The organism is Amycolatopsis sp. NPDC003731 (assembly GCF_053586895.1).
Genome location: NZ_JBSFNC010000159.1, coordinates 1 through 19,621, shown reverse-complemented (window position 1 = coordinate 19,621; position 19,621 = coordinate 1). Strand labels below are relative to the sequence as shown.

At 67.4% G+C, this 19,621-nt stretch carries 11 protein-coding genes and 2 pseudogenes; 3 read left to right on the top strand and 10 right to left on the bottom strand.

Annotation, left to right across the window (positions count from 1 at the left end; all coding sequences use genetic code 11):
* The 3 genes from ACWDN5_RS39695 to ACWDN5_RS39685 all read right to left on the bottom strand — a co-directional run.
* Nucleotides 1-335, bottom strand: a 335-nt coding sequence (locus ACWDN5_RS39695; protein ID WP_449679903.1) for an alpha-amylase family glycosyl hydrolase, incomplete at its 3' end; no start/stop codon positions are given.
* Between the two features lie 1,829 nt (nt 336-2,164).
* Complete coding sequence (locus ACWDN5_RS39690) at nt 2,165-3,154, bottom strand: hypothetical protein (protein ID WP_449679902.1); 990 nt, start codon at nt 3,152-3,154, stop codon at nt 2,165-2,167.
* Nucleotides 3,100-3,957, bottom strand: a complete 858-nt coding sequence (locus ACWDN5_RS39685) for an AAA family ATPase (protein ID WP_449679901.1) — start codon at nt 3,955-3,957, stop codon at nt 3,100-3,102. The genes ACWDN5_RS39690 and ACWDN5_RS39685 overlap by 55 nt, the downstream gene beginning before the upstream one ends.
* 499 nt (nt 3,958-4,456) lie before the next feature.
* On the opposite strand from ACWDN5_RS39685, the gene ACWDN5_RS39680 reads away from it, so the two are divergent.
* Complete coding sequence (locus ACWDN5_RS39680) at nt 4,457-5,233, top strand: tyrosine-type recombinase/integrase (RefSeq protein ID WP_449679900.1); 777 nt, start codon at nt 4,457-4,459, stop codon at nt 5,231-5,233.
* A gap of 778 nt (nt 5,234-6,011) precedes the next feature.
* On the opposite strand, the gene ACWDN5_RS39675 is transcribed toward ACWDN5_RS39680, so the two are convergent.
* The 5 genes and pseudogenes from ACWDN5_RS39675 to ACWDN5_RS39655 form a co-directional block, all read right to left on the bottom strand.
* Entirely contained in the window at nt 6,012-7,319 is a 1,308-nt protein-coding gene (locus tag ACWDN5_RS39675; RefSeq protein WP_449679899.1) for an SDR family NAD(P)-dependent oxidoreductase, read from the bottom strand.
* Between the two features lie 21 nt (nt 7,320-7,340).
* A complete protein-coding gene (locus ACWDN5_RS39670) occupies nt 7,341-8,192 on the bottom strand; it encodes an alpha/beta hydrolase (protein WP_449679898.1) in 852 nt (283 codons plus the stop codon).
* Between the two features lie 1,002 nt (nt 8,193-9,194).
* A pseudogene (locus ACWDN5_RS39665) lies at nt 9,195-9,520 on the bottom strand (transposase); the annotation flags it as partial.
* Nucleotides 9,499-9,789, bottom strand: a pseudogene (locus ACWDN5_RS39660) (pentapeptide repeat-containing protein); the annotation flags it as partial. The pseudogenes ACWDN5_RS39660 and ACWDN5_RS39665, both read right to left, overlap by 22 nt.
* 47 nt (nt 9,790-9,836) lie before the next feature.
* Nucleotides 9,837-10,376 (bottom strand): toll/interleukin-1 receptor domain-containing protein, encoded by a 540-nt coding sequence (locus ACWDN5_RS39655; RefSeq protein ID WP_449679897.1) that lies wholly within the window; start codon nt 10,374-10,376, stop codon nt 9,837-9,839.
* 87 nt (nt 10,377-10,463) lie between these two features.
* Between ACWDN5_RS39655 and ACWDN5_RS39650 the strand changes: the two genes are divergently transcribed.
* Nucleotides 10,464-16,022, top strand: coding sequence for a helix-turn-helix domain-containing protein (locus ACWDN5_RS39650; protein WP_449679896.1), 5,559 nt, complete (start codon nt 10,464-10,466; stop codon nt 16,020-16,022).
* A gap of 693 nt (nt 16,023-16,715) precedes the next feature.
* Here ACWDN5_RS39650 and ACWDN5_RS39645 read toward each other — a convergent pair.
* Together ACWDN5_RS39645 and ACWDN5_RS39640 are read right to left on the bottom strand one after the other, a co-directional pair.
* Nucleotides 16,716-16,823, bottom strand: coding sequence for a hypothetical protein (locus tag ACWDN5_RS39645; RefSeq protein WP_449679895.1), 108 nt, complete (start codon nt 16,821-16,823; stop codon nt 16,716-16,718).
* Nucleotides 16,824-16,865: 42 nt separating this feature from the next.
* The gene (locus ACWDN5_RS39640; protein ID WP_449679894.1) at nt 16,866-17,696 is read right to left on the bottom strand and encodes a recombinase family protein; all 831 of its coding nucleotides are present in this window, start codon (nt 17,694-17,696) and stop codon (nt 16,866-16,868) included.
* 43 nt (nt 17,697-17,739) lie between these two features.
* Between ACWDN5_RS39640 and ltrA the strand changes: the two genes are divergently transcribed.
* Nucleotides 17,740-18,846, top strand: coding sequence for a group II intron reverse transcriptase/maturase (gene ltrA, locus ACWDN5_RS39635; RefSeq protein ID WP_449679893.1), 1,107 nt, complete (start codon nt 17,740-17,742; stop codon nt 18,844-18,846).
* Nucleotides 18,847-19,621 lie beyond the last annotated feature (775 nt).

Sequence of the window (19,621 nt, the reverse complement as noted above, 5' to 3'; positions counted from 1 at the left end):
CGGTGCGCTTCGTTGAGCAGGAAGACGAAGTCCTCGACGCTGCCGAACTCCGGCAGCACCGCGCGGAAGTCGCTGATGTCGTACCCGCCGTCGCGGAGGGGCGACGCGTTGATGGGACCGATGAGCAGGCAGTCGACCCCGAGCCAGGCCAGGTAGTCGAGGCGGGCGGCCAGCCCGCGCAGGTCGCCGGTGCCGTCGCCGTTCGAGTCGGCGAACGCGCGCACCAGCACCTCGTAGAACACGGCGCTCTTGAACCACTCCGGGTTGGTGGGTGCCTCTGCTGGCGGGCGGAAGTCTTCGGCTTGGGGCTCCACGAGCATGCCGTTGGCGGTCATCGCCTCACCGGTGTGCGGCACACCTTCCAGCCCGCGGGCGGCGTCGGGTCGGGCCTCCTCGGAATCCCATCTCCTTGCCGCAAGCGAAGTCCGCTCTTTCGGCGGCGAAGGCCGAGCTTCCGGAGTCAACACGAAAGCCGGGCCGCCGGCGGCTCCAGTGACCTCGAGCGCGCCGCCGGATCCCACCGCGAGCAGGCGTGAGCTTGCCCGGCCGGCGATCAGCTGGGTGGCTGGGAAGCCCATCGGCATGATGCGCCGGGGGCCGTCTGGGCCGACTTCGAACAGGTCGTAATCCTGATCGGTGGAGAAGACGGGAGGGTGCTGCGGTGGAATCGCGATCCCTTGAACGCTGTGTTCCACCTCGACGGGGCTGTCGTAACCTTTCGGGGTAGGTAACAGGTTCCAAAGGTACAAGGAATTTTGGCTGGCTACGGCGACGAGTCCTCCGCGGGTGACCACTTGGGAGGCGTGGATCGATTCGCGTGCGGGATCTACTAGTAGTTGAGTGATCAGCGAAAAATCATCGTAAAGCCATAGTTGTCTGCCATTCCACAGAATGAAGTCTCCGGTTTCCCTGTCGGTCGTCAGGCCGGTGGCAAGATGATGACTGATCGTCGGCACATTGGTGTTCGGGGTTCGCCGGATGACCTCGATCAATTTGCCTTCCGACAAGCCGAGAAGCCTCTTGCCAGCGAACTCGAGGCGGGTCAGCCGGTGCCGCAGGCGCTCGGAGTTCCTCAGCGTGCCGTCGGAGCGCCAGAACTCGATCTGATCATCCCGGGCGACGGCAACCAGATCGCCCTTGGGATTGACCGCGACAGCCGGCGGCGTTCCACCGTGGAGGACCCGCCAGTTTTTAGGCTCTTCGCCGAAGCGTCCGAACCTAACCGCATGGTCGTCGAAGACCAGCGCGCACGTCTTCAGCTCATCGTCGGCGGCCGCTGACACGATGGTGCCGGGAAAGCCGGTCTCCTCGCTGGTGCCCTTGACGAGGTCGACGGTCGCGAGCTGGCTGAACCCGACCGCGGTGGGCGCGCCCGTCGTCAGTCGCGCGTGCCGCACGAGACCACCGGACGGCGAGGCGACGCGGACGATCTGCCCGGGCGGCCGAGGCAGGCTGACGACGTGGTCGTCGTCCCCCGGCGGCAGGCTCAGTTCGATTCCGGTCGAGGTGAGGCGCGCCCCGATGATCTGGTCCTCCGCCGATACGGTCGCCGCGAACTCGGCGACCAGCTGGGCCGCGCCGGCCGGCACGGACGTCGTCGTCGCCGCGACGTCGACGCCGACCACGTCCGCGGCGAGCAACTGCAGGGCTACCGCCGCGTCCGACTCGCGTAGCGGCTGAGGCAACCGGGGGACGTGCCGGAGGACCCAGCGAGCGATGTTGCCGGCCGAGCTGGAGCCCTGCGTCATCGTGGCGGCCAGCTGAAGCAGCCGCTCGGATTCGTCGCCGGCCACGTCGTCGAGGACCAGGCACCGCCACACCAGGTCCTCGAAGAGGTCGACGGCCGGATCGAGGCCGTGGTGCGCCTCCGCGACCAGCTCGTGCGCACGGTGCAACGCGGCGGGATCCTGGCGGATGGCCTCCTGCATCAGGTCCGCGACTTCCACGGAGAGCAGGAGCTGGTCGAGCCCCGAGCGCTCGACCAGCGGGCTGAACCAGAAGCGTCCTTCGAGCTCGGCGCCGGTGGCCGGCAGCAGCCGGAGGCGGGCGCGGCGCAGCAGCGGCGGATCGATGTAGGCCGCGAGCGAAAGGATTTCCGCAAGCTTGACCACATCCGGATCCGACGTACGGAGTCCGGTGATGATCTGCCGGGTGTCCGCCGATGTCATGTCCGCCGCCGGGAGTTCGCCGCGCGGGCGTCCACCATCGTGGTGCGCTGGCTCAGTTCAACCACGCTCAGCTGCTCGCGAACCTCCGGCGGAACCGACTCAGCGGCCACCGGGGTCACCAAGGTGAGCGAGGAGCCGGCCCTGGCGACGATCTTCGCGAACGCGATCCAGTCCGTGGGCCTGGTCCGCTTGTCGAACACTGACGCGTCGCTGAAGACCACCACGGGCTCCCGGAGCGGCGGTGGCTGGTATGGCCGCCACGTCGAGCGTGGACCCGGACCGGCAGCCCGCAGCGGGCATCCGGCGAAACGGAGGACCGAAACGCGCTCGTGGCCCACCGCGTCGCCGAGCTTTTCGAGCAGCCATGTGCGATCCGCGCGGTAGGGCGCCATTCCGGGCCCTAGGTCGACTAGGAACTGCGCGCCCAAGCGGACGCTCCACCGCCGCCGCCGGGGAAGCCGGCGCGGCGGCTTCCGCACGGCCATCAGCTCGACCGTTCGCGGGACGTCGACTTCGCGGCTGGCGACTTCGGTGGCCGCCACGGCGAACAGGATACCCCGGGTCCATTCGGGACGCAGCAGCGGATCGAAGAACCTCGCCGTCGACGGAGGCGGTTCGGTGGCCGGTGGCAAGGCAGAAAATCGGCCCGCCGGGAGCGCCGGCCTCGCGCGTTCGGTGACGGAAACTGCTGACGGCACGCTCCGGCCCGCGGCCGGCAGCAGGGGAGTCGCCGGGGAGGTGGTGCCGACAGGCGGCTCTGGGACCAGTGGTTCACTCCCACGGGCGTGTCGGTCGCTGCTGGGCGCCCTGGGAGCGGTGGCGAACTCGACGTTCAGGATCTCCAGGATCTTGGCTGCCTGCTGGGGGTTGTCCGGCTTAAGTCGGTGCAGCGCTTCCAGTGCGTCCCCGAGGAAGATCGACGGTCGCATGGTCAGTTCCGGACGGCCGCCGTCTTCACCAGGGTCGCCATCGTCAAATGCCGCCACTCCGGCGAGTCCGAACCGATGTCCAACCGGCGGCAGGCGCGCAGGGTGTCCAAGAATTCTGCGGTGCTCGGCGGCGGGTAGCCGTGGTTGACTGCCTTCTCCTGCTCGATCAGCACCTTGTCGGCGACGGCTTCCACGATCCCGAAGTCGATATTGCTGCCGAAGTGCGCGGCAGCGACCTTGAGGAGGTGCTCCATGGTGGGGGGCTTGAGCGCCAGGACGACACAGCGGCGAAGGAAGGGGCGGGGCAGTTCGCGTTCGTCGTTGCTCGTGATGACGATAAGTGGACGGCCGTCTCGTGGAGCCGAGATCGTTTCTCCGGCGGGGCTTGTGAAGGCGAACGAGCCGAGCGGAGCAAGAAGGCCGTTCGGCAGGTCGGGATCAGCCTTGTCGATCTCATCGATCAGAACGACTGTCGGTCCGCCGGTGAAGGCTCGCCAGAGGACGCCCTGCCGGTAGTAGTCGGCGGCCGGTTTGGCCTTGCCGTCGTTCGCGTCGCTTAACCGCTCGACCGCATCGAACTGCCAAAGCAGGTCTTCCGCTTCGGTTCGAGAGGTGATCACGTGGTGGGCGAACTTCCACTCGAGGATCCTGGCGATGTTGGGCGCCAGGGTCGATTTGCCGGAACCTGCGGCGCCGTACACCAACAGCGGGCGCTGGGTCGCCATCGCCACGTTGACGGAAAGGACGACGTCCTCGTCGTCGAACACATAGGCTTCGTCGTCGTGAGGATCCGCGCCTCCTTCGCTGGCCGACGAGGCGATGTCTACCGAGTCAGGGGTGAACAGGTGCTGGTAAGCCACGAACTCTCCGTCCCAGAATGCGCTCGGAGCTGCAGGTCTACTACGGTAGAGCGTTAACGACGACGGATCTGTTACAGCTTCCTCGGAACACGCCGTGGCCTCCCGCGTCCCGCGAAAACTACTAACCAGTAGCGGTCCTCCGCTGCGAAGACCTGCGCCGAACCAGTTATCGACTGGTTATGCCCGTCGTTCAGACCCGCACAGCGGCATTCTTGTATGTGAACTCATCCTGAGTTGTGGTTGGTCGACCGAGTCGTCGGAACTGTGGGATGACGTTGGAGACAGCTGCGCTGGGGAACTACACCGTTGCGGGCAACGGTTCGTTGGTCGTCGTCTGGGTGTGGAGGTAGTTGTGGCGTGGGTAGAGCAGTGCGGCAGCGGGTCGTGGCGGGTGAGGTATCAGTGGCAAGGTTCAAGCGTTCGTTCGGTGTCTGGATTTGGCTCGCGGCGTGATGCTGCTGCTTACGCAGCGGGGTTGGAGGTGGATCGGCGTCGGCGGGTGTGGATCGATCCGGCGGACAGCGCGGTGACGGTGGCCGAGTGGGTGGCGCGGTGGTTCCGCTCGCTGGATCTGGATCCGCGGACGATCGAGCGCTACCGGAGCCGGTTGCGGTGTCACATCCTGCCGAAGTTCGGAGACCTGCCGCTGGGCGCGATCACGGCGCTGGATGTGACCGAATGGGTCCGAGAGCTGGAGCGGGCCGGGTACGCCCCGTCGACGGTGAGCTCGCAGCTGAACCTGCTGTCGATGCTGTTGACGGATGCGGTCGATGAGCGACTGATTCCGTTCAATCCGGCGCGTCGGCGGAGGCGCCGGGGTCGACGGTCACGGCGGGCGACGCCGGAGCAGGTGGTGCGGATCGCCGAGCAGGCCGATCTGCTCGGCGGGCCGATCGCGCAGCTGCTGGTGATCACTGCGGCGTGGACCGGGTGTCGTTGGGGCGAGCTGGCCGGTCTGCATCGGGACAATCTCGATCTGCGACGCGGGGTGATCGTGATCGATCCGCTGGTGGGGGCATTGCACGAGTCGGGGGCGATGCGCTGGCTCGGTCCGCCGAAGACCCGAGCCTCCGCGCGGACGATCGCGCTGCCGCCGTTCCTGGTTGCACTGCTGCGCGAGCATCTCGCGCAGCACCGGTACGAGTTCGTGTTCACCACGCCGAGTGGGACGTGGTTGTGGCGGTCGACGTTCCTGCGGCGGGTCTTCCGTCTCGCGGTCGACGGCAGGGAGCGTCCGGCGCGAAGGCGGGCTGCGCGGCGGTGCGGCCCGGGTTGACCTTTCACGGGCTGCGGCACAGTCACAAGACCTGGCTGATCGCCGGCGGCGCACCGGAGATCGCCCAGGCCCGTCGGCTCGGTCACCACCTCGACAATCGGGTCATCGAGACCTACTCCCACGTCGCCCCGGAGGTCGAGCAGCGGCTGCTCGACGATCTCGAGCGCCGCTGGCACACGGCGGCCCCGCCACCGCCAACGCCGTCACCGAGTGTGGCCGACAGGGGGCGGGTGGCGCTGGCTGTCCCCCTCTTTGCCACGGTGGGGGTCATCGGTCGGCCGGGCCCGCGAACAGCAGGAACACCGCGCCGACGCCATATCGGGGGTGGGGTAGTGCTCCAGTTCTGCCCCACCAGGAGCAAAGATCACGCCGCAAGCCGATCACCGAAGATCGAGCCCGGAGCGCAAAAACCCCTCCGACCAGCCCGAAGGGCTGAAACGAAGGGGTTCCTTACGATGTGGAGCTAAGGGGACTCGAACCCCTGACCCCCTCACTGCCAATGCCAGTGAGGTGCGCAAGGCCTCCTGACCTGCGGTTTTGGTGAATCCGCAGGTCGGCTGGGGCAGTCTGGGGCAGCTGGGTGCACTTCAGAGCGGTTGAGTGCGGTTCTGGAAGGGCCTTTGCCCCAGCTGTGCCCCAGTGAAATTGGTGAGAGGATCGGCCGCGCTTCCTATCGAACATCCGGCGCAACCGGCGGTCGCCGATCTGCTGCCCCGATGACCTTCACCGTGCCGCGACCGCCTCGCCTGCGTACCAGTGGGAACGCAACCGGCCGGTCTCAGCCCGGCAAAGTCCGGATGCCGAGCTGCAGCAGCATCCCGAGGATGTCTTCGCCGAACCATCCTTCGGTGATCTTGCCGTTCTGCACGGTGTAGATGCCGATGCCGAGCCACTCGGCGTGCTTGCCGCTGGCGGGTGTCCCCATGAACTCGCCGACCTGGGTGCCGCTGTTGGTGAAGCGGACCACTACCTTGTTGCCGGCGGTGATGATTTCTTTGACGTCGAGGTGCATTCCGCTGAACGCGCCGGCGCCGTTGGCGGCGGCGAATGCCTTGTAGGCGGCGAGTCCGTGGATGTCGCCGAGGCTGCCGCCGTGCCACTCCAGGTCGTCGGACCAGATTTCGCCGAGCACGTTGTGGTTGCCGCCGTTGATGACTTCGTCGATGAACCGGCGGACGATGCTCTCGGGGTTGCTCGCGAGCGCGCCGAGCGGGTCGCGGTCGGTGTCGGTGGCGTCGTCGCGGTCGGTGGAGCGGGTCAGTGGCAGCCACTGAGCGTCGCTGGCGTGCAGGTTCTGGGCGTAGCCGGTGGCGTAGGCGTATGCCTCGCTGCCGAGCAGCAGCCGCAATGGAGGCTCATCCATGTCGGCGAGTTGCAGGACGACCTGCGCGACTTTGTCCGTGTCGCCTAGTGGTCGCATCGCCCCGAGCTGGGTCGCCACGGCGCCGACGGTGGCCTGGTAGGGCGCCGACACTGTCGGGATGGTCATCGACGAGCCGGCCCAGTCGGTGTCCATGCCGCCGGGCTCGATGGCGGTCACCTTGATGCCCAGTGGAGCGATTTCCTGGGCGAGGACCTCGGTGAATCCGCCGATGGCCCACTTCGCCGACTGATACGCGCCGAGACCGGGTGAGGCGAGTCGGCCACCGAGGCTGCTGACGTTGATGATGTGCGGTGTGCGGTCGTCGGCGGCGCGTTGCCGGAGGGCTGGCAACGCGGCGCGGGTGGTGTGCACGGTGCCGAAGTAGTCGGTCTCGATCTGATCGCGGAACGAGTCCTCGCTGGCGTCCTCGATGGCTTCGAGGTTGGCGTATCCGGCGTTGTTGACCAGCACGTCGAGTCCGCCGAACGCGTCGTGGGCCAGTGCGACCGCGGCGTCGGCGTGGGCGCGGACCTTCACGTCGTGGGTGGTCGTCCGCAGCGTCGTGGCGTACTTCGCTGTCAGGTCGGCCAGCGATTCCGGGTGGCGAGCCGTGGCGACCACGCAGTCGCCGCGCTCCAGGGCGGCCTCGACGATCTTGCGGCCCAGGCCCCGGGAACTGCCGGTGACCAGCCAGACGGAGCTGGCGTCGGGTGTGCTGCTCATGGTGTGGACTCCTGCTGGTCGTTACCTGGACTGGATCGCCGCGGTGTAGGCCGATGCGAGGTGCTCGCCGATGAGCTCGATGGCCGCACGGGCAGTCTCGACGGGCTTGACGTGGGTGAAACTGTGGTCGACCCCGGGGAACTCTCGGTGGGTCACGGCCACGCCCTGGGCGATCAGATCGCGGGCGAGGGCGTTGGACTCGTGCTTGAGCGTGTCGAGCTCAGCGGTCTCGATGAGGACGGGCGGTAGCTCGGCCAGGCGCGGATGCAGCGCCGGCGAAGCGAGCGGGGACGTCAGGTCGACCCCGTGGAAGTAGGTCTGACGGACCAGGCTCATGAGGCCGGGGGCGACGACCGGCCTCGGCTTGCTCGAGGTGCGCTCCGAATCGGGTAACGACACGTTGGCCACACCGAACTCGCTGGAGACCGCGACCGGCCGGTAGTAGTCGTCATCGATGGCCATCAGCGCGACGTTGAGCGCCAGCTTGCCACCGGAGCTGGCCCCGCCGACCGAGATCCGGTCGCCGTCCCACGCGTGCTGCGCGGCCTGCTCGTGGATCCAGCGGAAGACGTCGTAGCACTGCTCTTCCTGGACCGGGAACCGGACCTGCGGTGCCGTGTCGAAGTCGGGAACCAGCACGTAGCAGCCGACCTCGCTGGCCAGGTAACGAGCAACGTTGTCCTCCTGCTTCGGCGAGCGAAGGATGAACGCGCCGCCGTGGGTGATCAAGTGCACCGGAGGGCGCTGCCCGGCGGCACGCTGCGCGGCGATGTCGCCCTCGGTCGGCGCGTAGACGAGTGTCCGCACCCGGCCGTGGCGGGTGGGCAAGTCGATGGTGGTCGGCTTGTCGATCGGCTTCGTCGCGAACTGCAACTGCGGTGAGGCCAGCAGCAGTGGGCGCAGAAGAGGGAACGTCCGTTGGAGCAGCTGGGCTCGCAGTGCGGCGGCGCACGGTGCGGGCTGGGGAGCTTGCCGTGTCGTTGAGTGCTGTCGGTGACTGCTTGTCGGCGGTGGGACGGCAGGAGGAGGCGCAGGCGTATCTTAGGGGAGTCGAGGTTGTCCGCCGACGGTTGGTTGAGATTAACTCAACTGCTCATTGGCCGGGCTTGTATGGCATGCTATCGAAAAATAAGTCGATCTGCGCCGAGCTTCGGGATCTCCTTTCAAGCTCAATTAGCTCGGTGGAAAAAGTTGTGACCGAGTCTGACGAAGTAGCAGGCTTGGTGCCAGGGGTGTACGCTGAAATGCTGAAGAGTATGTCGGTGGCCGTAATTAAACTTCAAAAGGATATAGAAGTGGTTCAAGCGTCCCTTGGGGTCGAGCCTGATCGTCCGGCGAATGGAAAAGGTCCTGCGGGTCGGATGAGTTAACCTTGATTGGTGCATCACTGCATCTTATTGAAAAGGTATTCCGAGGTTGCCTTACAGGAGCAGGGTTGCGTGGATGTCGTCGGTGAGTTCGGGTTCGGGGATGACTGGAAGCCAGACGATGTGCCGCGTCATGCGTCGGATACTGACCCGTTATTCGAGGTAGGGGCCGCGTCGGTGTCGACATCGTGCGCATACGCGATCGCGTTGGAGACAGTCGCGTTGGCGAGGATCTCGTCGAGCTCGGCGTTGCCGTTGAAGGTGGCGCTTTCGAAGTTGCCTACGTTTGTTGAAGGGCGCGTAGTCAAAATTAGCATTGCTGTTGAAGGTCGTGCCGGTGAGCCCGGCGCACCCGGGGGTGTTGAGGGTTGTGTGGGCGAACTCGGCGACCGGCGGCCCTACAGCACCACCATCGTCGGAGACGGGGCGACATCGTAGTCAGGGCCGGCAAGCTCATCCTGGTCGGCGGTCCGGGCAAAAAGATCAGCTTCAGAATGAGTTTGCGGAGGCAGATGATCGAGCAAGCGAGGCTGAGGGTGGCTTGATGGATGTCAGCTCGGCGTTCGGTGCGGATGCGTAACTTGCGGAAACCTCTGAGCCAGGTGAAGGTGCGTTCGACTGGCCAGCGAATCTTGCCCAGACCGGAACCATGCTCGAAACCTCGCCGGGCGATCAACGGGGTGATGCTCCGGGCTCGGACCAGGCGCCGGTACTTGTCGTGGTCATCGCCTCGGTCTGCGTAGAGCCGCCGGGACGCCGACGCGGCTTGCCGACCACGCCCCGAATGGGCAGGACAGCATCGAGCAACGGGATCAGCTGGGTGACGTCTGGCCGCATTGCAGCTCGGTGCCGTCAAAATCAGCTCGGCCGGTGATGCTCGCGTTCTGGAACTGGGCGTCACCTGTGGAGGTTGCGCTGTTGAACTTGGTGTCGCCGGTGAAGGTCGCGCCGTTGAAGTTGGCGTGGCTGTTGAAGTTCGCGCGTTCCAGGTTCAGCTGGCCTTTGAGGGTGTCGTTGACTGATTCGATGAGCTGGCGGATGGACTTGAGCAGCGGCTCGCCGGGATGGGGTGTGCGGTTGCGGTAGGACGGGCGGATCAGCCTCTCAGGCGGTGCAGTCCGCTTGCGGGCGACAGCCCCGGAGGCGCGGGTTACGGTCGAAGCCGCTCACACTGCGCGTACGGCGACCACGGTCGCCCCAACGGAGGGGGAACCATGCGCGGGTGACCGGTGATCACTCGCAAGAGGTCCTCGGTACCGCCCGGCTTGAACGAAACCGGGTACCTGGTTGCCGCGTGGGGCTGCAAGAAACGCGGGATCTCTTCGATCCCGTGCCCGGGCAGCAGGACGGGCAGGATGCGAGAGTGCCAGTGCGCCCGCCGGCCCGTGAGCAGATCACGCAGCATCGCGGCCTCGTACTGCGAGCCCCAGCCCTCGCCGTCCGTCAGTTCCTCCGATGCCCGCCGGAAGTACTCCGGCGAGGCGACGACCAGGACGTAGTCGGCGGTGGGCAGGTTCCGGTCCACCCACAGCGACCAGTCGATCCGTCCTCGATCGGTCCACTGGTCGAGCCGGACGTCGATACCGGAGCGCCGGAGGTGAGCCGCGAGCCGCACGACGAGCCGCACGTGATCGTCGGTGTCGTGCGCATAGGACATGAAGACGGCAGGCGGACGTTCTCGTGGTTGCATGCCCTCGAGCGTGACCGCTTCCGGGGATGTCCCGTAACGAGCGGGGCAACATCGGCGACATCAGGGGGACACCTCCGGGAGGAGTGCGTGGCTGACTCGAACGGCGGACCGAACGTCCCGTCGGCTCAGGAGCGGTTGTTCGCCGCCGAGGTGTCCCGGGCCCGCGCGACGGCGAAGGTCAGCCAGGACTGGCTGGGGCGCCGGATCAACCTCTCCCGCGGCAAGGTTTCGGAAGTGTGCGGCGGCCAGTATCTGCCGTCACGCGAGACGGTCGCGCTGCTGATCGAAGCGCTGGGCATGGAACGCGAGCGGACGCTACGCCTGTGGCAGGACGCGCGGGACGCGGCGCAGCAACGCCGGAACCTCGAACGGTTCCGGCGGCAGGCCGGCACGCCAGCCGGCTGGGACCGTCTTCCCTTCCTGCCGGCCGAGGTGTTGTCCCTGGTCCGGGCGCAGGCGCAGGTGGGTGAGGAGTTCCCGTACCGGCTGCCCGGCGCCCGGCAGCCGTCGTTGGCGACCGTCTACGTCCGGCAGGAACTGGGCAGCGAAGTGGAGGAGCCGCAGCCGGCGAGGAGGAGCACCTCGGCGTGGCCGGTGCCCACCGAGGGCGCCGATCACGATCGGCTCACCGAACCCAGGCCCGGCGGGGACGCCCGGCCTTGGCCCCCGGTGCCGCGAAGGGCGATGCGGGCGCCCTCCCTAGCAGTGCGCGAGGCACTCGACGGGAGCGAACACCTGCTCGTGACCGGCGGACCCGGGCAAGGCAAGTCCACGCTGACCCTGCGCCTCGCCGCGGACATCGCCCGGGTCTGGGTCGGGTGGGACGAGGACGTCGAGACGGTGACGGCCGGCGAACCACCCCTCGACGAGCCCGTTATCCCGTTGCGCGTGCCGGCCCGGATGGTGGCCGCCCGCCTGGACCTGCCGCTGCCGGCGGCGCTGGCCGCCGCGGTGGCCGCCGAATACGGGTCGATGCTGACCGCGGCCGTCGGACCCGCCATGCTCGCCGAGCGGATCTCCGGATGCCGGTGGCTGCTGCTCGTCGACGCGGTCGACGAAATAGCCGACCCCGAGTTGCGTGCCCGCTTCGTCCGCACCCTGTCGGGATGGACCACCGGCGGCCCGGAGTGCCCGTACCGGCTCCTGGTGACCAGCCGCCCGCTGGAAGGCGGCGGTCTCGCACCTCTGCACCGGAACGCCGCCCGCTACGAGCTCCAGCCGTTCGACGACGAAACGGTGCGGCGGTTCGCCGCCCACTGGTTCGGCGAGGCAGCGGACTCCGGGCAGCGGTTCCTCCACCAGATCCGGCACGCACATCTCGACGAACTGGTTCGGATACCGCTCCTGGTCACGATCGCGGCCATCATCTTCGAGCAGTACGGCGAGCGGCCGCTGCCGGACAACCGCTACGACCTCTACCAGCAGTACCTCGAGTACCTCGCGTTCGCACGCGGGCAGCCCGCCGACGGCGGCGACTTTGCCCAGCTCGTCCGGCGGGAGCGGCAGAGCCTGCTCGAGCACCTGGGCGCCGTCCGGTTCCACGCCGATGTCTCACTGGTCGCGGCGGCGCGGGCCTGGATCCTGGACCACACGGACCCCCAGCAGCGGCCAGCGACGTGGCGGGACGACCTGACCGCGATCCTCCGGACCTGCGGGCCGCTCGTCGTCCGTGGTGACGATCTCCAGTTCCTGCACCACAGTTTCGCCGATCACCTGGCCGCCGCCGCGGAAGCCAGGCTGCTGTCCGTGCCCTTCGACGCGGAGAACCCCACCTGGGCCCGGGCCATCCACGCGACGCAGTACGGCCAGGCCAGGAAGCACGCCACCGCGGTGCTGCTGCACTACACTCACTTGCGTCGCGGGCAGGCGGACATCCTGATCTCCTGGCTACACCACAATTCGTCGGGTTTCCAGCTCATCGCGGCCGAACTGCTGTCGCAGCACGCACCGGCCAGCCCCGCGGTGCTCGACGCGTTCCTCGACACGGCCGGTGCCTGGGCCATGACGACCAGCGGTACCGGGATCTTCCGCCAGGCTACGCACGCCACCCACCACCCGCGACTGGCCGGCTGGTTGCGGCGGCTCATGCTGGAGACGGGCGCTCCCTGGAGCTCACGCATCGAGGCCGCGACGGCACTGTCCACCCGGTTGCGCGCCGACTCCGACGGTGCGGCGATCGAGCTCCTGCGGACTGCCATGGACGACGTCGAGCTCACGTTGACCGACCGGCTGGCAGCGGCCGAGGCGCTCGCCAAGTCCGGCCCGGAGCAGCACGACCTCGCGGTCCGTGGCCTGCGGACCGTGCTAGAAGATCCCAGTGCGTCGGCTGCCGCGCTGCGCGCTGCCGCGGTGGCATTGGCCGAACTGGGACCCGGCCATCGGCCCAGTGTGGTGAGAGTCCTGCGCGAAACCCTCGACGACCCGTGTGTGCCGGGCGATCGGCAGGTGGAGGCTGCGATCGCATTGGCCGAAGTCAGTACCGAGTTCCACGAGCAGGTCGTGGCGGTGTTCCACCGGCTCGCCCGTGACGGCACTCTCTCGTCCTATTCGCGCATCAACGCGGTACTTGCCTTGGGTGATCTGCGTTCCGTCCACCTCGACGAAGCGGCCGAGTTGCTGGACGAACTGCTTCGGGACGGTACTCAGCCCGTTTCTACCCGTGCCCGGCTGGCGGGTGCGTTCGCCGAGCTCGGCTCGGAATACGTCGGGGAAGCAAGCCGGTACCTTCAGGGTCTCTTAGCAGAACCGTGTCTAGAACCGTCGGAACGGTGGGACATCGCGGCGCAGCTGGCGAAGACCGATCCCCGCCGCCGAGAGATAGCCGCCGCGCAGCTGCGCCTGGTTCTCGCGGATCGGGGACTCGACGTCACCCCCCGGCTGTGGGTGGCGAAAGAACTCGCCGACCTCGGTGTGGAGTACCACGAGGAGGCCGCCCAGGAACTCCGCCTGATCGCCGTCGACCCGCTCGCTTTGGATTGGGAGAACAGTGACGCGGCGGGCAAGCTCGCGAGTCTCGGCCCACGCTATCGCGATGAAGCCGTCGTGCTGCTGCGGCGCATGCTGGGCGATCGGACGGCCGATGCCGGAGAACGGCTGGCAGCTGCTCGTGAGCTGATCGTACTCGGCACGGAATTCCACGAAGAAGTGGCAGCGGTGCTCGGCGTGTTCGCCACCGATGCGTCGCAGCGCGACGACGACCGGTCCAGAGCCGCGGTGATGCTCGCGGATCTGAACACCGTGTTCCGGGCTCCGGCGGTCGAAATCGTCCGGTCCGTGCTCCGGGTTCCAGCTGCTTCGGGATCGTGGCAGTCGATGGCAGCGCGCTCCTTGTCTCGCCTAAGCCCGGCTCACTGGGCCGAGGCAGCGGCAGCCTGGACCGCGCTTCTGAAGGACAGCACGTGCGGGTGGAACACCCGTACCAGTGCGGCCAGGTATCTGGCCGAGCTGGGGTCCGAGTACGCGCAGCTCGCGGCCACCTGCCTCCTGGAAGTGCTCGATGGCCCGCCCCCGCACCAGTTCTTCTATGAGATCATCGCGAGAGCGGTCGCGCTGCTCGGCTCTTCCTTCGCGGTCCGCGCGGCCGATGCGGTGTTCAGGATTCTCGCGGATCATGAAGCCCCTTTCGACCGGAGGTGGGCCGCGTGCCTTGCGTTGGTCGAGCTTGGTGAGGAATGCCGGCAAGGGGCTGTGGTTACCCTCGTGGCAGTTCTCTCGGATCCCGATGCCGATTCCCAGATTCGGGGAGAAGCGGCCGGCACGCTCATCCGGATCGATCCGGAGCATCGCCTCGCCGCCGTTTCCGCGTTGCGTGCCGTGCTCACCGATCCGATGGCCGGCACCTGGGTTCGGACCCGTGCCGCAAAAGCCATGGCAAGGCTGGGGGGAGCATACGAGGAAGACACCGTCGACTTGCTGAACAGCCTCTTGAGCCGGCGAACGATTCAGGCCGGTGCCCGGGCGGAGTTCGCCGGAATCCTGGCCATGTTGGGGCCCGAACGGCGCGAGCTCGCTGTCGCGGCGTTGCGTGCAATGCTTGACGAGCCTGGACTTCCGACACGGGATCGGCTCGACGTGCAGTGGCAGCTGGCCAGGGCCGATCATGACTGCTTGGCAGCCGCGCTGACCTGCTTCTCCGCCGTCCTCTCCGACGAAGCGGCCAGCACGGCGGAGCGTTGCCTCGCCGCCCGGCAGCTTGTCCGCTTGAACACCGAATCCCGGGCCATCGTTACGGAGACGCTCGTGGCGATGCTGGCCTCACCACTGGCGACTGCGCAAGACCGGCTCGACTTGGTGAACCTGCTGACCGAACTGAAGGCACTGAGTCCCGGGCACCGGGTCCAGGTTGTCGTTGCGGTGGCTTGCGACCCGACAGCCTCGGGTAGCGAGCGAGAGCAGGCTATCCGCCAGATGAGGGACCTCGGGTACCCGGCGCAGGTCACCGCACTCGAGCTGGAACGAGAACTAGTGAGCGATCACCTGGTGGACGCACAAAACAAGGTCATCAGGTCGATTCACGTTCATCCGGCCCGGGCGCCATTGTGCGATGAGAAGATCGCCATGCTGCGGGAGGTTTCTCGCGGTCCCGAATTCGATACCGACGAGAGACTCGATTCCTTGGTCCTGCTGGCCGAATTCGGGCCCGAGTACCGCCGGGAGGCCATCGCCGCGCTCCACGCAGTCGTGGAAGACCCCGCCGCCTCGGCGAACGTCGTCGTCCACGCATTGCGTGGCCTGAGCCGCATCGACAGCCGCCAGCGCTGGTATGCCGCGGCGTGGGCGGAGGGGATCGTCTCAGACGAGACACGACACTCCCGGTACCGCTTCGCAATGGCTCTCTTCTCCCTCACCTCGGGTGACGTGGACGGACTCGCCCGGGATTTCCTCATGGACGCCATCGCCGATCCCCGTACCAGCCACCGCGACCGGGTCCGCGCCGCAGCCACCGTGGGATGGCAGGCGGGTAACGAAGCCGTCGGCACCCTGACCGCCCTGGCGCAGGACCGGCTCGCCCCTGCCCACCACCGCCGGTCGGCCACGGCCACGTTGCTGAGCTGGCACGCGGGCGACCGCACCGCCCTGGCGTCGATCCTCGGCGAGCTCGCTGGCTGCCCGGGCGTCCCACCGGCGGCACGGCAGCAGGCGGCAAGGACGCTTGCCCGGCTCGGCGGCCCGTTCCGTGCCGAAGCGACGACCCACCTCTCCGCGATCATGAACGACCCGGACGGTCCCGTGCCGGTTCGTGCCGCGGCCGCGAAGTCTTTGACCGGTATCCATCCTCGGTTTCTCCCGACCGCCGCCGACACGCTCCGGACGATCGCGGTCGCCACGGCCACGAAGTCGGCCTGGCGCATCCGCGCGTGCTCCGTGCTGGGTTCCTTCACCCGGTCGCACTGCGACGAGGCAGTCGCGACGCTGCGGGTAATCGCGCTGCACCACGATCAGCCCGCCGCCGTCCGCCGGCTTGCCGCCCAAGCGATGGTGGGACTCCGGCGTGACACGGCCGGCGAAGCCGCCCTCGTCGCCCGCGGCATCGTTGGGGACAGCACCCTGCCGTGGCACATCCGGTGGCGCGCTGCTCGTGACCTTGCTCGCTGGAGTCCCCTCTGCAGAGAAGAAGCCCGCCACTTCCTTGCGCGGCGTCCGTGAAAGAGCACCTCCTGATGTGCATCGGTCTCGCGGGCGTTTGTAACCATGCACTGGTGAATTGCCGCCGGGACTCGGCCAACGCGGAGCCGTCGAGGGCCAAGTAGGAGCAGAATTGAGCTTCTCTGGACAGGACCCGGACACTACAGTCAGGTCTACGGTGACGCCTCCCTCAACCAGGTTGGCTGCCCTACTGGCAGCTAAAGACCAGTCACGAAGCCGCGCGCGGCTCGGGCATCAGTGAGCGGCACGATCAGTGCGGCCAGGAGCGCCTCGGGGTTGAGCCGAAGGGTTCCAGTTGACACACAGGGTTTCCGGCACTCTGCTTCCTGGGGTCATCGCACTGATCAATCCACCAGCGACAGTAGTGCTAAAGCTGCAGGTCGGTGCTCCAGTTCAGGGTGGGGTTATAGATCAACTCGGCCCTCGGACACAGTATTACCCCACGGATCGCGGAACGCGATCTTGAGAGCTCGCTTAGCTCTTTATCTAGGTGGAGTCAGTTACCGCCAGTCGCCATCCGGTGCTGTCGTAGACGATGAATCGTCCCGAGTTCCGTAGCGCTGCTGCCATGCGATTGCTTCGTGCTCGATCAGGCTCTTGTTGGGTGCGGACGTCATGGCTCTGATCTTCGAGCCGGATGTTGATCTCGTCGACGAGATGGTCCTCGCGGATGTAGAGCGTCTTCGCTCACCCTTAGCTCGCGCGTTGGGTGCTGGTGTGGCCGTGGCGGCAGCGGTAGGTCGGACGGCCGTGGTTCCAGTGCGAGTCCAGCCGCCGGTCGCAAACACCGCAGTGGATCAAACCCGCCAGGGCGAACCGACGAGTCCGGCCGTCGTGGGCTGGTCAGGCCGCCCGGATCTGCTGCGCGGCGAGGAAGTCCTGTTCGGTGACGAGCGCACGATGTGCAGCCTTCGCTGACAGGGCTGGCGTTGCGGCTGGGCCGCTGGTGTCGGTGGCGCGGCGGTTCCAGATCTGGCGGTCGGTGTAGCGCGGGTTCGCCAGGATGACGGCGACGGTGCGCAGTGTCCAGGCGCCGCGGGTCCGGTGTCGGTTGCGGTCTGGATCGGCGCTGGACGGGCAGGGGACACCGCGCTCGTTGAGGTGCCGGGCAATGCTGGCGACGCTGTGACCGGCGAGACGTTGGCGGAAGATCCAGGTGACGTGCGGCGCGGTGCGCGGGTCAGGAGCGAGCTGTTGCAGCCGCCGTCCCCAGCGGGCACTGGCGGAGTTGGGGTGCGGGCCGGCGTCGACGAGACGGTAGCCGTAGGGTGGGCGTCCGCCGAGGTAGCGGCCTTGCTGGGTGGCCTGGTTGTGCATCGCCGCCAGCACCCGATGTCGAGCACGGAGTACTTCGCGCTGCGACTGGGTGGCCAGCAGCGACACCAGTGCCCGATGATCGCGATTGCTCCAATCGACCGGCCCGCCTGTCTTGGGGAGCCAGAGCTGAATACCGTGGCGGGTGCACCAGGTGTAGAGGCTGGCGAACTGGACACCGGTGAAGGCGCGTTCGTATTCGCCGATCACGATGGCGTCGATCGCGGATTCCGGGCTCGAGGCCGCGGTCATGAGCTGGGCAGCCTGCGGTCGCTGTCGCCATGGGACGCGGCGTGAGGTGCCGGCGTCGAAGTAGGCGGCGATGACCTGGCCGTGGCCCGCGACCAGTTCATCGGCCATGTCGCGTTGCCGGCCCTGTGAGGAGACGCGGTCTTGATGGCGGGTGGTCGAGGTCCGGGTTCCCGGGAGGAGTCGCGGTGGGCGAGCTGAATCGTTGGGCAATGCGTTCGATATTTCGAAGTGGGAAGTGAAGGAAGTCTGGGAACGGCCACCGCCAGCACCGGCGGCAGCAAGTAGCTCCCCGAGGACCTCCGAGATTCCGAGGGCACACGGCGCCGGTACTCGGGTGCTGGGCGTGCCGACCGTGGCTGACCGGGTGGCGCAGACGGTGGTGGCGCGGAGACTGGAGAGGGCAGCTGAACCGGCCTTCCATCCGGACTCCTATGGCTACCGCCCGCGTCGCTCCGCGTTGGACGCGGTCGCGGCGTGCCGGGAGCGCTGCTGGAAGAGCGACTGGGTGATCGATCTGGACATCGAGAAGTTCTTCGACAGCGTCCCGTGGGACCTGGTCGTCAAGGCGGTGGAGTCGCACACCGACCAGCGGTGGGTGGTGCTGTATGTCACGCGGTGGCTGCAGGCGCCGGTCCAGACCTCGAACGGGGAGGTCCAGTCCCGGGAACGGGGCACTCCGCAGGGGTCGGCGGTCTCCCCGGTGCTGGCGAATCTGTTCCTGCACTACGCGTTCGATGCGTGGATGGCGCGGACGTTCCCGGCCATCCCGTTCGAGCGCTACGTCGACGACGCGGTCGTGCACTGCACGAGTGAGGCTCAGGCCGAGCACGTGGCCCGGGCGGTCGGCGTCCGGATGGAACAGGTCGGGTTACGGTTGCATCCCGGCAAGACGAGGATCGTGTACTGTCAGGACGGTAAGCGGCCTGGTGTTCATGACCACACCGCCTTCACGTTCCTGGTGTTCACCTTCCGGCAGCGCTGCGCCAAGGATCGTCAAGGCAGGCGGTTCAGTGCATTCTGGCCCGTGGCCAGGAAGGCCGCCCTGAAAAGGTTGAGTTCGCACGTGCGGTCCTGGCGGCTGCACACGCGCACGACCCTGACTTTCGCTCAGCTCGCACGGTGGGTCAATCCTGTCGTGCGGGGATGTGAGCAATACTACGGGGCTTACTACCGCTCCGCACTGCATCGGCTCCTTACCCGCATCAACACCTACTTGGTGCGGTGGATCCGAAAGAAATACAAACGCTTGCGGGCATGAATCCGCGGTCCGGTGCTGGCGGGGATTGTCGTACGACATCCCCGGATGTTTGCGCACTGGGCATGGGTCGCGGCTGTCCCGCCTGCTCAACGATCAAGATGACAAGAGCCCGGTGACGAGAGATTGTCTCGCCGGGAATCCGTGGGAGCCCGGGGGTGAGATTCCCCCGGGCCACCCTACTGAGTTCGGGTTCGCTCGCGGCTTTCCCTCGTGGGCGTCTCGGGTGCGTGTTCGTGGTGCTGGAGGTGCATGGTGGCGGTGCCGGAAGCCAGTCGCCGGGCTCGCGGCGATCCCCGGCGTCCGCACGGCTGCCCAGCTCGACGAGCCGAACCTCGATGCGTCGGCGTCCGCCGGGTACCTGCCGGTGGCGCCGGCGCTGGCCAAGCTCGTGCCGGGCGGTCTCCGGCGCGGCACAGCACTCTCGGTTTCGGGCTCGACCGCCCTGGTGCTGGCGCCGGCGAGAAAGGCACGGACGGACCGGCTCATTCCGATGATGCTGCTCGAGCGTCGTCTTTGATACCCGTGGTCGAGGAAGCCGGCTCCTCCTTCTCTGTCGAATATCGGCGCCGGCTCGCCCCGACCGATCGACAGGACGCGGGTCCGACCGTCCCTTTGCCGGCATCACCGCCTATCCCGACTGATGTGCGACCGTGACACCCGGATTGATCGGCCGTGCCCGGATGGTTCCCGACCGCTGACCGCGGTGTCGATCTAGCCCTTGAGGAGAGCCCGGGCCATCACGACCTTCTGGATCTGGTTGGTGCCTTCGTAGATC

Coding starts and splice junctions, on each gene's coding strand:
- ACWDN5_RS39655 (WP_449679897.1), bottom strand. CDS start 10,376: ATGCAACCACGAGAACGTCCGCCTGCCGTCTTCATGTCCTATGCGCAC.
- ACWDN5_RS39640 (WP_449679894.1), bottom strand. CDS start 17,696: ATGGCCGATGAACTGGTCGCGGGCCACGGCCAGGTCATCGCCGCCTAC.
- ACWDN5_RS39675 (WP_449679899.1), bottom strand. CDS start 7,319: ATGAGCAGCACACCCGACGCCAGCTCCGTCTGGCTGGTCACCGGCAGT.